Raw genomic sequence first — 13,592 nt, 5'->3', positions numbered from 1 at the left:
TTCACTTTCCAAAAATTTTATGAAAAAGATATTCTCAGTGCTCCTATTGGCAGGAGCGGGATTTTCGATTGCGCATGCTCAAGTGGACATTCAGGCGAATGGAAGCCTCAATTACACAACTATTCTGAACAATGGTGCCACGACCAGCAAATACGATATCGTGTTCATAGGCGATGGATTCACCACGAGCGAACAAGCACTTTTTAATCAAAAAGTGGACGAGGCCGTGGAAGCCCTGCGCAACCTTCCCCCTTACAGAGATGCTATGTGTTCGTTCAATGTCTGGCGCGTCAATGTCATCTCTCAGGAATCCGGAGTTGACAAGCCCGCTCAAGGCATCACGCGCAACACCGCGCTCGACTGCCGCTATGGCAACCCACCCGCCGAGGCCGAGCGTTGCATCCGCTCCGACTCTCCAGCCAAATGTTATGAGGCGGCAGGATATGCCCCTGCCTACGATGCCGTCTTTGTGCTGGTCAATGACACGCAGTGGGGCGGTTGTGCAGGTGGCTTGGTCTTTTCCTCCATCTCGCCCAATTTTCAGCAAATCATCACACATGAGCTGGGGCACAAGGTGGGAGGTCTGGCCGATGAATATGATTGTTATGTGTGCGACGGCAGTGACTCTGGCCGAAACTATACATTTGGCGAACCCTCTGAGGCTAATCTGACTGCCAACACGAACCGCACCACTACCAAATGGGCCGACCTGATTCTCCCCACCACGCCGATACCCACCACAACGGGGCCTGCCGGCACGGTAGGCCTGTGGGCAGGGGGCGGTTATTATGCCACAGGAATTTTCAGGCCTCAGCAGAGCTGTCAAATGCGTACTGCCAGCCAACCGTTCTGTGCGGTATGCAACAGGGAGATGTACAGAATCATGAGCGAGCGCTGCACGTTATGCGAACTGAACCCATTTTCCATCATCTGCTATATACGTCGCGACCTCTTTGAGTTTCCCTGGCGCGAACGCATTCGCTGGCCTATCCCCTGGCCTTGGCCTCCTTGCCTCAGTTGCCCGTTCGACTTGGATAGAGTGCGTTATGAAATTAGGTTTGACGAAAAAATACTGGCGGGCAGCACGCTGCTCGTGAAGGACAAAACAGGAAAAATACTGGCGAGAGGGGCGGTTGGCAAAAATGGCGAGCCGTTGGTCGTTACCTTCGAGGGAAATCGCTTTACTGCCTACGATATTGAATTCGAGTCGGGTCAGCCGCAAGCCGACAAAATCACGCTCAGGCCAAAAATCACCGCAAATCCGAAGTGAGCCGATTTTCAGGAAACCGACCTGAAAACGAAGTTTGCAAATCGGGGAATTGCCGGACAGGCAGTTCCCCGATTTGCATAATGTTTGGGAGCATTTCAAATTGCCGCTCTTGTACGCCGGAACGCTGCTCCGGCAATATCGGAACAGCGTTCCGATTTACTTGCGACAATTTGAAATGCTCCCAATGTTAAGTTTTTCATCGGAGTGTAAACTTAACATTGCGTCTGTGTAAAGTACCAGATTTTTGCAGGGTCAAATTCCAATCGTTTTACAAATCTGTATCCGTTTTTATGAAAAAGAAGATTGAAGCGCTGCTCAAGGACGGGAGTCTGGAGGGCAATGCGGGTTTTGCGCCGGTGTTCAAGGCGCATCAGTCGGCCAAAAACGCTTTTGAAAAGGCCAAGAAGGAAAAATTCGAAGCCAAACAGGCGTATCGCTCCGCGCTCGAGCAAGGTGAAAAAGACAACGAGCGACTACTCGAACTGCTCACTGCTTTCCGCCAAGCGAAATCCATGCAGCAATACCATCGGGCAGGGTTCAAACTGGCCCTCCATCGGCTGCACGGCTGGGTGGAGTCTTGGCTGAAAAACGCGGAGGTGCCGCACGAGCCTAAAAAGGCAAAGACAGCCCAGCCAAAAGCACCCAAGACGGCGAAGGCCAAAGCACTCGCCAAGACGGGCAAGACCCCCAAAGCTACAGGCAAGCCTGCCAAGGCCGCCCGCTGACAAGTTCGGATTTAGTGCTTTTTTGAGGTTAATTCGACCATACAAACCGGGTTGTCGTGCGATGACCCGGTTTTTATTTGCCCCGATGTTAGAAAAAGTGTGTCCGGTTTCTGAAAATTCAGGCATCAATCGCACACTCCATGAGCGGCACCAACTTGCAGGAACAACTTTTTGACCTCATCCTTTCGCGCTACCCTCGCCGTGCCGACGCAGTGGAAGCGCTCTCCGCCATTCTTCATCTAGCCAAAGACCCCATCTATCGGCGCCTGCGCGGCGACACCTTCCTTTCCCCGCAGGAGCTCACGACCCTCGCAATGCACTACCGCATTTCATTGGATGCGCTCATTGCCAGTCAAAACAACAGCGTGGTGTGTCAATTCAACGCCTTTTCCCGGAAATTGTCCGACTTCAGCGACTATTTGGAAGGGTTCGTGACCGACTTTGAACAGATTCGCCGATTGCCCAACGCGCATCTTTTTTACGCCTCCGCAGAAGTACCCGTGTTTACCTACAGCCTCTTCCCGGAACTGATAGGGTTCAAGCTCTACATCTGGGGGCGCACCACTTGGGATTTTGATTACCTGCGCCTGCGCCCTTTTGATTTCGATTTGGTGACGCAACCCGTCATCCGCCTCAGCCAGACCATGTTGCAGCACTATCTCAACATGGACAGCACGGAGCTGTGGACGGTGCATTTGATGGACAACACGCTCGCTCAAATCGAATATCACACTTATTCAGGTGGCTTTCGCAACCCTCAGGATGCCCTTGTTTTGTGCGAAAAACTAAGCGATTGGGCACATCACATCAAATCCGTCGCTGCGGTGGGGCGCAAATTCGGCTTTGGGGAAAAACCCGAGAACGCCGCGGGCCTCCTGCACTTGTACCACAACGAGATGGTCTATACCAACATCACGGGCTTGGTGACCTCCGACGTGGGGCGCATGGTATATTCGGCGTTTTGCAACCCCAATTTTTTGCTGAGCAACGACCAACGACTGTGCGACTACACTGAATCGTGGTTTCGCCATGTGCTGGCAAAATCCACCCCCATCAGTCAAGCCGCCGAAAAAAAACGCGACTGGTTTTTCCGGGAGTTGACGCGCAAAATCGAGCGTGTGCGACAGAGAATCGAGATACATATCGAAGAGAATCAATGATGCTTGGAATCGCAGGCGTAGTTTGTGATTTTTTTGAACTATCCCCCCCTCAGGGCAAACGAATCAAAACGGCACAAACCTCGGAGAGGTGAAATGCGGGTAGAAACTGGAGCGAAATTCTTACCTTTGGCACAGCCTCATGCGACCAAGACCGTGAAAAGATACTCCTTCAAACCCTCACTCTTTACGCCGCAAATCTTTACGATATGCCACCAACAGAAGTTCAACAATTAAACAAGTCAATCCCCAAGCCGGAGCGGGACTGGATTAATGAAATACCCGAAATCTTTGGGGAAAGATGGAAAAAACGAGGCTTGCGCGAAGGACGAGCGGAAAAAGAACGTGCTTTCACTATCAAAACCATCAAAAAATTCCCAGAATGGAACGATAGCGAGGTTGCGGAATTTGTAGGCGTCAGCATAGAGTTTGTGCAGCAGGTTCGCAAAGAAATAGGGTAGCAACGGTTGGGCAATGACTTTTGATTTACATTCGAAGCCTCCGAAAGTGAAGCCTTCACTTCCACACAGGAAAGACCTTTGCGCCTTTCTGAACGAAGCCGTCCACCGCTACAATACGCCCGATTTTATCGCCAACGACCCCATTTCGGTGCCGCACCGTTTCACCAAATTACAAGACCGCGAAATCATGGGGTTCTGGACCGCCACGCTCGCTTGGGGCCAGCGGAAAACCATCATGCAAAGCGCTCGTCGGCTCGCCGAACTCATGGACGACGCGCCTCACGATTTCATCGTCAATCATTTGGAGCAAGACCGTGCCCGTTTCCTCGATTTCAAGCACCGCACCTTTCAAGCGACCGACACACTTTGGTTTTTGGAGTTTCTCCAACATTTTTACCAAAAAAACACCTCGCTCGAACACGCCTTTGCCAACCATCTATCTCCCAGCGACGACACGGTAGAAAAGGCGCTGAGGGGTTTTCACGACCATTTCTTCGCTCATCCCTATGCGCCTGAACGCACACGCAAACATGTGGCTACTCCCGCACGCGGCTCCACTTGCAAACGCCTCAATATGTTTCTCCGATGGATGGTGCGGCAGGATTCGGCGGGCGTGGATTTTGGCCTTTGGAAAAAAATAAAGCCCGCACAATTGCTCATCCCGCTCGATGTGCATGTGGAACGAGTGGCACGACGAATGGGGCTGCTGCGACGAAAACAAACCGATTGGCTGGCTGTGCTCGAACTCACCGAGAACCTCCGAGCCTTCGACCCGGAGGACCCAGTGAAATACGATTTTGCGCTGTTTGGGCTGGGGGTATTGGAGCCACATCAATTGGTGCCGTAGCGCACCAAGCGACGCACGTAGTACCAATGGGCGGACACATAAAACGGAAGGGTCTCCTCCACCAACCCAATGCCTTCCGCATACCGCTTATGCAGGGGGCGCACTTTGCCAGCCCGGTCGTAGCCGGGCCACATCACAAAGACATCTTGCGCATTTTTGGTGACAAAAGTGCCAGCCCCCACGCTGACGAGCAAATTGTCGTCGGTCATTTTTCGATAGACAAAGCAGAGCGTGTCGGGCTGCATGCCGACAAACACCTCGTAGCGGTGTTGGAGTGTGTCCACGAAATTTTCGGAAGAAAACAAAACTTGCCCCTCCGAACTCACCAGATAATGCAACGAATCGCGCAAAAAGGCGGCTTCAAATCCGGGGGGCGACGCGAGCTGGTCATCCATGTACTTGAAGTATGTTTTGCCATGAATGATGGTGTCCTTTTCCACAAACGTGCTGTCGAAGATGCCCAGCGGTTTTAATCCGTTCGAGTCCAGCCAGTGGCGCTCATAGACCCAGTAGTTTCCTACTTGTAAATTGGTGAAATTGGCATATTGCTGTGTGTCGCCGAGTGTATCGTCGGCATTTTTGCACGCAGCCCAAAGAGAGGATGCGAGGATGAGAAGTGCCAGATAGTTTTTCATCATTGTTAGTTTGCGTGGCTACAAAATGCAGGGCAAAACCCTCCCTTTGCGGCACGCCACAGGGCCAACCGCATTGGGTACATTTCAGAACCATCAAGTGAAAAATGGAAACGTCGCTATTCAGCAGCGACTAAGCCGATAAATGCGTACTTACTGGCTTAATGAAGACTTCAGCAAATCCGTTCGGGTTGTCTGGTGGAGGAAATTTTACAAAATTGTTTTTGCCAATGTTTGTCATCCCCACTCACAACATCGCGTATGATGCCAAACAACGACGGTGATGCCTTGGGAATGTTCCCTATTGATGCCTTCATATCTTTCCCAAACACACCGCCAAACGCTCTCGCCAGTGCGGGATTTCCAGTCCAAACACAGCCTTGATTTTTCCCTTGTTCAAAAGGCTGAACGGTGGCCGCCGGGCGGGCGTGGGAAAGTCTTTCGTATCGATGGGATGTACCCGGCACGCCATTTTTTTTATTTCGAAGATGGCGTGGGCAAAGTCGTACCAGCTTGTCACCCCTTCGTTGGAAAAGTGCCAGATGCCTGCCGCCGTTTCGGGAGCCACGTCTTTGTTTTCGACCTTTTGAATCATGAGCAGTATCGCTGCCGCCAAATCGGGGGCGTAGGTGGGCGTTCCAATCTGGTCGAACACGACATTCAGTTCCGAACGCTCCGCGCCGAGGCGCAGCATGGTTTTCACGAAGTTGTTGCCAAACTCCGAATATACCCACGACGTGCGCACGACAATGGCGAACGGGTTGGCTTTCAGCACGGCGCGGTCGCCGGCGAGTTTGGTGCGGGCATACACGCTTTTGGGGCTGACCGGGTCGCTTTCGCGGAAGGGCGTATTCTGCCGATTGTGATATACATAATCGGTAGAGAGATGCACGAGCGGAATGCCATGGGCGGCGCAGGCTTCGGCGAGGTGTTTCGGCCCCGTCACATTGATTTTGCGAGCTAGCGCAGGCTCGCTTTCAGCCTTGTCAACGGCGGTGTAGGCAGCGCAATTGATGCACCACTTGATTCCTTTTTCGCGTCGAAAGAATTCGATGACGGCCTTGCGAGCCGTGATGTCGAGTTCTGGAAAATCATTGAAGACGAACCGTCGGTTTGGGTGTTGCGCCGCGAGTTGGCGGAAGCATTGGCCAACTTGGCCGTTGGCGCCAGTGATAAGGATTGCCATGCGGCAAAAATAGGTATCTATGCTGGTTGGGAGCGAATCGTATTTTTGCCCAAATTTTAAGCTAATGAAAATACTGTACCCCCTCCTTCTCCTACTCGTTGCGTCCCCTCTTTTTGCCCAACCCGTCGAGCGTTCTTTGCAAATCAGAAAATCAGATACGGCGATAAAATTGGACGGCTTGTTGGACGAGATGGCGTGGCAAACCGCTGATGTCCTCACCGATTTCAGGCGCCAGTTCCCAGTGGACACTGGCTTGGCGACTGCCCGCACGGAACTCCGCATGACTTTCGACGACCGCTATCTGTACATCGGCGCGGTGTGTTTTCAAAGACAAGAAGACTACACGATTCAGAGCCTCAAACGCGACTTTGCGGCTGGCACGAGCGATGTGCTGAACATTCTCTTCAACCCCTCGAAAGACGGCCTCAACGGTTTTTTGTTCGGGGTAAGCCCGCTCAACGTGCAGCGTGAGGCGCTCATTGACAACGGCACCACCCAATCGCTTGACTGGGACAATCGCTGGGAATCCGCTGTGCAAAACCACGACGACCGTTGGGTCGCGGAAGTGGCGATTCCGTTCAAGACCCTTCGGTATTCGGTGTTGCCGGGTGAAAATTCGTGGAAGTTGAATTTTGTGCGCACCCGCATCAAAAATTGGGAAGTCAGCACATGGCAGCCAGTGCCGCAACAGTTCCCGCCGAACAATCTTGCCTTCACGGGCATCCTGAAATGGGAGACACCGCCCCCCAAGCCTGGCGCGAATGTCGCGCTGATTCCTTACGTTATCGGCGGCTACTCGAAGGATTGGAAGCGCGACCCCAGTTCTTTGGAGGTGCGGGAAAAAGCCGATAGTTGGACGCGCAACGTCGGTGGCGACGCCAAAATCGGCATCACGCCTTCTCTGAATTTGGACTTGACGTTCAACCCCGATTTTTCGCAAGTAGAAGTGGACCAGCAAGTGGCCAACCTGAGCCGTTTTGAGCTGTTCTTCCCCGAACGGAGGCAGTTTTTTCTTGAAAACAGAGACCTCTTCGCCATGTTTGGCTTCCCGTCCACCAGACCGTTTTTTTCTCGCAGAATTGGCTTAGCCCGCAATCCGTTGACTGGCTTGAACGAGACGGTGCCCATCGTCGCGGGCGCTCGTCTGAGCGGAAAGTTGACCGACGACCTTCGGGTGGGTCTGCTCAATATGCAAACAGGGCGCATTGACTGGGACACGGCAAGGGCGCTTCCCGCAGCCAATTTCACGATGGCGACGCTACAGCGCAAAGTGTTCGGGCGCAGCGCGTTGAGCGGTGTTTTTGTTAACAAGCAGAATTTTTTGGAAAATCTGAACGAGTCGCAGCGTGGCAGCTTTCAACCGTGGAACCGGGTAGCCGGATTGGAATACAACCTGTTTTCGCAGGACAATCGCTGGGAGTGTGAGTGGTATTACCACCGCTCTTTTTCACCCAACCCGAAGCAGCGCGGACAGACCTTCGCCCAATATCTTGGCTACAACGACCGCCACTACGGCGCTTGGCTGGGCTACATGAACGTGGACAGCAACTACACGGCGGAGGCTGGCTTTGTGCCACGGGTGGGGATGCAGGAGTTTTATCCCGGCATACGGCGCACGTTTTATCCAAAGCATAAATTCATCAACACTTGGCAAATCGGCGTGGACGGCACCTTGGTTTATTCGCTCAAATTCGAGGAAACCGACCGCGACATGGCTGCATACATACAAACGGAATTCAAGGACCAAACCAGCATCAGCCTCGCGATTTACAATGCCTTCACTTACCTGTTCGAGCCTTTCGACCCGACCAATCAGAACAGGCCGGATGTGGAGCCGCTGCCGGGCGATAGGGGCTACACCTATTCAGGTGCGCGGCTTCGGGTGAATAGCAGTAGAGTGTACGCGCTGCAAGGGGGCCTTGACCTGACTGTGGGACAATTTTTCAACGGCAATACCGTGCGTGCGGAGGGTGCTGTGACCTATCGTTGGCAGCCCATTGGCACTCTTGCGCTCGCGTACAGCTTCAACCGGATAAAACTGCCGGAACCTTACGCATCGGCGGATTTTTGGCTGTTGGGGCCGAGGGCGGAGCTGTCATTTTCGCGGAATTTGTTCGTCAGCGCCTTTTTCCAATACAATACGCAGGTCAACAATTTCAACATCAACACCCGCTTGCAATGGCGCTTTGCCCCGGTCTCGGATGTGTTTTTGGTTTATACCGACAATTCGTTTGCGGAAATTGTACCCAACACCCCTGTTCGTTTTTTCTCGCCAAAAAACAGGGCGTTGGTGCTGAAGGTGGTGTATTGGCTGAACGTGTGAGGTCAAACATCCAACACGACTTGCAGACTTTGGTCGAGCATTTTTTGTTTGTTCAGGGCGAGGTCTCCCAGTTTTTGGAGAAAACGGTTGTTGTCAATGGCGCCGCGGATATGCGTGACCAACGCATCGGAATCTTCTTTTAGACCAGCTTCCCCTTTTGAGATTCGCAGCCTCAGCAAGTTGGCTGAAGCGACAAATTTGGTGGTGATTGGGCAAATCATGGTAGTGTTGATTTTGCCGTTTATGAGGTCGCTTTGCATCACAACGACTGGTCGCTTTTTGCCCGGCTCCGCCCCAAAACGAGGGTCGAGGTCAGATAGCCAAATTTCGTATTTTTTTTACCATGGTGGCCATAATTGCGCAGACTAATCAACAGGGTCTTCCATTTCCTTAAACACCTCGTAATCAGCGGCTCTTACAGCGAGGCATTCTTTCTCCAACTGTTCTGCCAGTAGTTTTCGACGCTGAATTTTGTTGTAATAAGCCACAGCCTCATTTATGTAGGCATTGCGGTTTTTATTGAGCTGCTCGACGAGGGTTTCCAATTCAACAAAAATCGGCTCTTGCAATTGTAGAGACATGGTTTTAGTGCCCATGTGGTGTTGCTTTTAGTGATACCACAAAGATATGTTCGATTGCCCTTTTTTCCAACATCGTTCTATCCTCGGCCATTCTTTGCGTTATTTGCGGCTTCGTGCGTTGCATTTATGAAAATCAAAAAAAACGTTTCCCTGCTCCCGTTCAACACATTTGGCATCCCCGTCGAGGCGGGTAGTTTTGCCGAGGTGCGCAGTGTCCATGATTTACGCGTGGCCTTGCGCTCCGACATTCGCCCAGTTTTCGTGCTGGGCGGGGGCAGCAATGTGCTTTTCACCCGCGCGCCGGAGGGGCTGGTGCTGAAAAACGCGATTCGCGGCATTGAAGTCACGCGCCGTTTTAAGCATAAAATATGGGTCACGGTCGGCGGTGGCGAAGTGTGGCACGACTTCGTGATGTGGGCGGTGCGGCAGAATTTTGGCGGTGTGGAAAACCTAAGCCTCATACCCGGTTCGGTGGGGGCTGCACCCGTGCAAAACATCGGTGCCTATGGGGTGGAATTGAAGGATGTGTTCGTCGGCCTTCGGGCAGTGGAGCTGGCGACCGGGAAGGAAAAGTATTTTACGCGGGCCGATTGTCAGTTTGGCTATCGTGACAGTTTTTTCAAAAAAGAAGGCAAGGGAAAATACTGCATCACAGCCGTCACGCTGTCCTTGACGTTGCGCCAACACCGCATCAACACCTCTTATGGCGACATTCGCAAAACGTTGGAAGCCAATGGCATCAGTCGCCCCACCATTGCCGACGTGAGCCAAGCCGTCATTCAAATTCGCTCTTCCAAATTGCCCGACCCTGCCAAAATCGGCAACTGTGGCTCCTTTTTCAAAAACCCAGAGACCGAGCGAGCTACCTTGGAACGTATCCGACTGACGCATCCCAACGTCCCGCATTTCGACCTGCCACCCGACGAGCGGCGCGTGAAAATACCTGCTGGTTGGCTCATCGAGCAATGCGGGTGGAAAGGCAAACGGGTGGGCAACACGGGATGCTACGAAAAGCAGGCGCTGGTGCTGGTCAATTACGGCGGTGCGACGGGTGAGGAAGTAAAAAACTTGGCTTTGGCTATTATGGATTCGGTGGAGCAAAAGTTCGGGATTCGCATTGAAGCGGAGGTGAATGTTTTGTAATGATTGGGAATAATACCACCAAAATTCATAAAAAAGCCGTCCAGTCTTTTCGACTGGACGGCCACAACATAACCATGAAAACAATTAACCAATCAAATGTTAGCCCTTTCATTTGAGTATTTCAAAAAACCATGCCAAACCGGGGGGAGCGGCTCTAAAATTCTTGCCCGACTTTGTTAAAGTTACGGAGCGGCGTTTTTCAGCGGGAAATGGCGGTTAGTGGGTCAGCACCAACTGCTGCGCGGCGAATGAGCGCGAGCGGTTGTTCGTGTCGTGCACTTTGACCGCGTACACACCTGCCGGCAAGTTGTTCAAATGTAAGGAGCCTTGATTCGAGATGTTGTTTGATTGAAAAACGACCTTTCCGGCCCAATCAGCGATGGTCACAGAAATGAGTTGCACATCGGAGGGCAGCTCGATGCGCACCGTCCCGTCAGTAGCGGGGTTGGGGAATAGCGACCAACGTTCCGCCTCTCTTTCAACCGCTGTGTTGGAAAGCACGAGCTGGCAGGTCAGATATTCCAAAATCGTGGTGGCCTTCACCCAAAAGGTGTCAACGTGTGGCACAAAGGCCGCTTGCTGTGCACTATATATATCTGTGTGGCCGCCGCCCGGCACCGTCTGCAAGTCGTGCAGCAAGTCGTTGCTTTCCGCCACCGGGTGAATCAAGCCGGTGCCTTCCAGATAAGCGATGCCAGCGGCCAACCCATAAGCGTAGGGAACAGTGGCATCGGCGGTGCCATGTATGCTCGCCAGGGCAATGTCCTTGTTGTCCACCCATTCGCTGCGATAGATGCCCCCCGACATATTCACCACCGCTTTGATGGCAGATGAATAGGTCTTGTTGGAGGCTGAGCCACTGTTGCCGTTCAACCCGCCATTCGCATTTATGGCTGATTGGATGAACGCGGGCAACACGTCGGCGCTATCCAGAAATCCGGCATGGAGTGCCGTCACCGCGCCTGCCGAGTAGCCACCAATGAAGATGTTGTCCGCATCTGCGCGGAATTGATTCTGCGTGGCTGCATCCTCGCGGAAGTAGCGCACCGCGGCTTTCATGTCGCCCACCGCACGCACGGCTTGGTCAAAAATCTTCACCGAGTCGGGTATGCCCAGAATGAAGAATGGGTACAGCCTGTATTGAATGGTGGCTGCCACATATCCTTTTTTGGCGAGTAGTGTGCAGAAGTCTCTCATGTCGCTTTTGTCGCCGAAAATGAAACTTCCGCCATGTGCCAACACGACCACTGGGCGCGCGGCAAGGTTGTCGTCTTGGGGTTCGTACACATCCATCAAAAGGTTGACCGGAGTGCCCAATTGATTGGTGGCGGTGGCGTACTGCACGGTTGTTTTTTTCACGGTGCCGAACACGTCGTTCTTGTAGCGCGAGCCGTCGCAACCTGCATTTTGGGAGAATACATAGGGAGAAAGTGCCAACAAGGGCAAGAGGAACAAAATGGGTAGAGCGAGTTTTTTCATACGAAATTGAATTTTAAGCAAATGTAGAACTTAAAGCATTAGAAACGGGCAGTGTATACAAGTTGCTTGCTCCTGTTTGAGAAAAAAAAGAGCAGCCCCCTTGCTTGGGAGCCGCCCGAATGTGTCGTGCAATAAGGTTGGTTGCCTCAGATTATTTGTTCGCTTTCTTTTTCCATTCGTTGATGGACTTCTCGTTCATGCGCGGGTAGTCGGAGTTGCCATCAGCCTTGGCCAGTTCGGTGCTGCGCTCGGCAGTGGCGATGGCATCTTTGAAACGGCCCAGTTCGGCCAAGATGAGTGCTTTTTGGCGCACTATCCAGAATTTTTCACCGCCTTTTTCGAGCGATTTGTCCACCCATGTGAGGGCTTGGTTCATGTCTTTTTTCTCCTCGTAGTAGTAGCGAGCGGCGGCGTAGTAGGCACCTGCTTGCGGGCCATCCAGGGTGTTCTTGATGTCGGCCATCACTTTCGTGTCGGTGTCAACGGTGAAAGGCACAGCCACTTTGGTGAACTCCCAAGCGATTTCGAGGTCAGCGCCGTTGTTCCGAAGGTTGTTGATCCCGATGGTGAAGGTTTCCACGGCATCGCGGAGGTTTTGCGCGGGCACGCTCACGCGCGCTGCCACGTCTTCCTCTTTGTAGTCTTTGCCGGGCGTGCCCCAGAAGTTCGTGTTTTTGTAAAAAATGACCGACCACTCTTTTTCGCCGGGAATGGTGTAGAGGGCGTAAGTGCCAGCCTTCACTTTGGTGCCGCCGATGCTGACTTCTTCGCCAAAGGTCACTTTGGTGGAAGCATTGGCACCGGTGCGCCACATTTCGCCGAACTGCACGAGTTCGCCAAAGACTTTGCGGCCTCTGGCACTGGGGCGAGAGTATTCCACGTCAACTTTCATCAGACCAACCTCTTGGTTGATTTTGCAGACAGGGCTGGCAGCGGGGGTTTTGATTTGAGCAAGCGCGGGCGCAGTGGCCAAAAGCGCGAAAAGGGCAGTTAAAAAGATGAGTTTTTTCATGTTGTAACAAAGTTTGGTGTTGAAACACAGGTCTTGGAAAATGGTTGGCAAAGGTACGATGCTTGTGGCCTTTGGAGTAAGTATTTCGGGAATTCCGCGACGGATTGTCGCGGTTGGTCACGATTGGCTGGGACAATTCTGGGGTTGCATCTGCGAACAATGCCATTGGGAGCAATACTATCAAGGTAGCAGTCTCGTACATTTGCCCACTTGCCGAAATGATTCTATTCCGTCTTTGTCATCTGATTTTTTATGCTCGATTTTACTTGTTTGCCATTCGGCCTGCTCACGCCTTATGAACTTTACGAAATCATGGTGCTGCGACAAGAAGTGTTTGTGGTGGAGCAGCATTGCCCGTATCTGGATGCCGACGGAAGAGACCTTGATTCGTGGCATCTGATGGGGCGCAATCCGCAGCGGCAACTTGTTTGCTACACACGCTTGTTGCCCAAAGGACTGGCATATAAAGAATATGTGTCTATCGGGCGGGTGGTGTCGTCGCCTTTGGCTCGCGGCACAGGTGCGGGAAAGATGCTGATGCAGCGCAGTATCGAGATGTGCAGGCATTTGTTTGGCGATGAGCCGATAAAAATTGGGGCGCAGACTTATCTTGTCCGTTTTTACGAAGGTTTTGGTTTTCGCTCCACGGGGGAGGAGTATTTGGAAGACGGCATCCCGCATACAAAGATGGTGCTGGAGGCTGGCGCATGAGTGCGCCGCTGCTGAATATGTTACACGTCGCGCCGTCAAGTTTTGGGCATGGCTACAATCGGAAT

Annotated in this window: 14 protein-coding genes; 8 read left to right on the top strand and 6 right to left on the bottom strand. The window is 52.5% G+C overall.

Annotation, left to right across the window (positions count from 1 at the left end; translation table 11 throughout):
• Positions 1-19 precede the first annotated feature (19 nt).
• The 5 genes from KIS77_09205 (at position 20) to KIS77_09185 (ending at position 4,460) form a co-directional block, all read left to right on the top strand.
• Complete coding sequence (locus KIS77_09205; protein ID MCW5922510.1) at positions 20-1,270, top strand: hypothetical protein; 1,251 nt, start codon at positions 20-22, stop codon at positions 1,268-1,270.
• 290 nt (positions 1,271-1,560) lie between these two features.
• Positions 1,561-1,995 (top strand): hypothetical protein, encoded by a 435-nt coding sequence (locus KIS77_09200; GenBank protein MCW5922509.1) that lies wholly within the window; start codon positions 1,561-1,563, stop codon positions 1,993-1,995.
• A 140-nt stretch (positions 1,996-2,135) separates the two neighbouring features.
• On the top strand, positions 2,136-3,155 hold the full coding sequence (locus KIS77_09195; GenBank protein MCW5922508.1) for a hypothetical protein: 1,020 nt from the start codon (positions 2,136-2,138) through the stop codon (positions 3,153-3,155).
• 206 nt (positions 3,156-3,361) lie between these two features.
• Positions 3,362-3,613, top strand: coding sequence for a hypothetical protein (locus KIS77_09190; GenBank protein ID MCW5922507.1), 252 nt, complete (start codon positions 3,362-3,364; stop codon positions 3,611-3,613).
• A gap of 13 nt (positions 3,614-3,626) precedes the next feature.
• A complete protein-coding gene (locus KIS77_09185) occupies positions 3,627-4,460 on the top strand; it encodes a TIGR02757 family protein (protein ID MCW5922506.1) in 834 nt (277 codons plus the stop codon).
• Here KIS77_09185 and KIS77_09180 read toward each other — a convergent pair.
• On the bottom strand, positions 4,445-5,098 hold the full coding sequence (locus KIS77_09180; protein ID MCW5922505.1) for a hypothetical protein: 654 nt from the start codon (positions 5,096-5,098) through the stop codon (positions 4,445-4,447). The two genes, KIS77_09185 and KIS77_09180, sit on opposite strands and share 16 nt — an antisense overlap.
• A 307-nt stretch (positions 5,099-5,405) precedes the next feature.
• On the bottom strand, positions 5,406-6,278 hold the full coding sequence (gene rfbD, locus KIS77_09175) for a dTDP-4-dehydrorhamnose reductase (GenBank protein ID MCW5922504.1): 873 nt from the start codon (positions 6,276-6,278) through the stop codon (positions 5,406-5,408).
• 64 nt (positions 6,279-6,342) lie between these two features.
• Between rfbD and KIS77_09170 the strand changes: the two genes are divergently transcribed.
• A complete protein-coding gene (locus tag KIS77_09170) occupies positions 6,343-8,601 on the top strand; it encodes a carbohydrate binding family 9 domain-containing protein (protein ID MCW5922503.1) in 2,259 nt (752 codons plus the stop codon).
• A gap of 2 nt (positions 8,602-8,603) precedes the next feature.
• On the opposite strand, the gene KIS77_09165 is transcribed toward KIS77_09170, so the two are convergent.
• Complete coding sequence (locus tag KIS77_09165) at positions 8,604-8,927, bottom strand: type II toxin-antitoxin system PemK/MazF family toxin (protein ID MCW5922502.1); 324 nt, start codon at positions 8,925-8,927, stop codon at positions 8,604-8,606.
• A gap of 39 nt (positions 8,928-8,966) precedes the next feature.
• Entirely contained in the window at positions 8,967-9,182 is a 216-nt protein-coding gene (locus KIS77_09160) for a hypothetical protein (GenBank protein MCW5922501.1), read from the bottom strand.
• Between the two features lie 126 nt (positions 9,183-9,308).
• Here KIS77_09160 and murB point away from each other — a divergent pair, with 126 nt between their 5' ends.
• On the top strand, positions 9,309-10,325 hold the full coding sequence (murB, locus tag KIS77_09155) for a UDP-N-acetylmuramate dehydrogenase (GenBank protein MCW5922500.1): 1,017 nt from the start codon (positions 9,309-9,311) through the stop codon (positions 10,323-10,325).
• Between the two features lie 216 nt (positions 10,326-10,541).
• Here the strand turns inward: murB and KIS77_09150 are convergent, their stop codons facing one another.
• Both KIS77_09150 and KIS77_09145 read right to left on the bottom strand, forming a co-directional pair.
• On the bottom strand, positions 10,542-11,804 hold the full coding sequence (locus tag KIS77_09150) for a carboxylesterase family protein (GenBank protein MCW5922499.1): 1,263 nt from the start codon (positions 11,802-11,804) through the stop codon (positions 10,542-10,544).
• A gap of 151 nt (positions 11,805-11,955) precedes the next feature.
• Complete coding sequence (locus KIS77_09145) at positions 11,956-12,816, bottom strand: DUF2911 domain-containing protein (GenBank protein MCW5922498.1); 861 nt, start codon at positions 12,814-12,816, stop codon at positions 11,956-11,958.
• Between the two features lie 252 nt (positions 12,817-13,068).
• Between KIS77_09145 and KIS77_09140 the strand changes: the two genes are divergently transcribed.
• Positions 13,069-13,527 (top strand): GNAT family N-acetyltransferase, encoded by a 459-nt coding sequence (locus KIS77_09140; GenBank protein MCW5922497.1) that lies wholly within the window; start codon positions 13,069-13,071, stop codon positions 13,525-13,527.
• The last annotated feature ends 65 nt before the right edge of the window (positions 13,528-13,592 follow it).

Source organism: Saprospiraceae bacterium (genome assembly GCA_026129545.1).
In the GTDB taxonomy this organism is placed as follows: domain Bacteria; phylum Bacteroidota; class Bacteroidia; order Chitinophagales; family Saprospiraceae; genus M3007.
This window is presented reverse-complemented; position numbering and strand designations above follow the sequence as displayed.

Coding starts and splice junctions, on each gene's coding strand:
- KIS77_09170 (MCW5922503.1), top strand. CDS start 6,343: ATGAAAATACTGTACCCCCTCCTTCTCCTACTCGTTGCGTCCCCTCTT.
- KIS77_09200 (MCW5922509.1), top strand. CDS start 1,561: ATGAAAAAGAAGATTGAAGCGCTGCTCAAGGACGGGAGTCTGGAGGGC.
- KIS77_09160 (MCW5922501.1), bottom strand. CDS start 9,182: ATGTCTCTACAATTGCAAGAGCCGATTTTTGTTGAATTGGAAACCCTC.
- rfbD (MCW5922504.1), bottom strand. CDS start 6,278: ATGGCAATCCTTATCACTGGCGCCAACGGCCAAGTTGGCCAATGCTTC.
- KIS77_09140 (MCW5922497.1), top strand. CDS start 13,069: ATGCTCGATTTTACTTGTTTGCCATTCGGCCTGCTCACGCCTTATGAA.
- KIS77_09180 (MCW5922505.1), bottom strand. CDS start 5,098: ATGATGAAAAACTATCTGGCACTTCTCATCCTCGCATCCTCTCTTTGG.
- KIS77_09185 (MCW5922506.1), top strand. CDS start 3,627: ATGACTTTTGATTTACATTCGAAGCCTCCGAAAGTGAAGCCTTCACTT.
- KIS77_09205 (MCW5922510.1), top strand. CDS start 20: ATGAAAAAGATATTCTCAGTGCTCCTATTGGCAGGAGCGGGATTTTCG.
- KIS77_09150 (MCW5922499.1), bottom strand. CDS start 11,804: ATGAAAAAACTCGCTCTACCCATTTTGTTCCTCTTGCCCTTGTTGGCA.
- murB (MCW5922500.1), top strand. CDS start 9,309: ATGAAAATCAAAAAAAACGTTTCCCTGCTCCCGTTCAACACATTTGGC.
- KIS77_09195 (MCW5922508.1), top strand. CDS start 2,136: ATGAGCGGCACCAACTTGCAGGAACAACTTTTTGACCTCATCCTTTCG.
- KIS77_09145 (MCW5922498.1), bottom strand. CDS start 12,816: ATGAAAAAACTCATCTTTTTAACTGCCCTTTTCGCGCTTTTGGCCACT.
- KIS77_09190 (MCW5922507.1), top strand. CDS start 3,362: ATGCCACCAACAGAAGTTCAACAATTAAACAAGTCAATCCCCAAGCCG.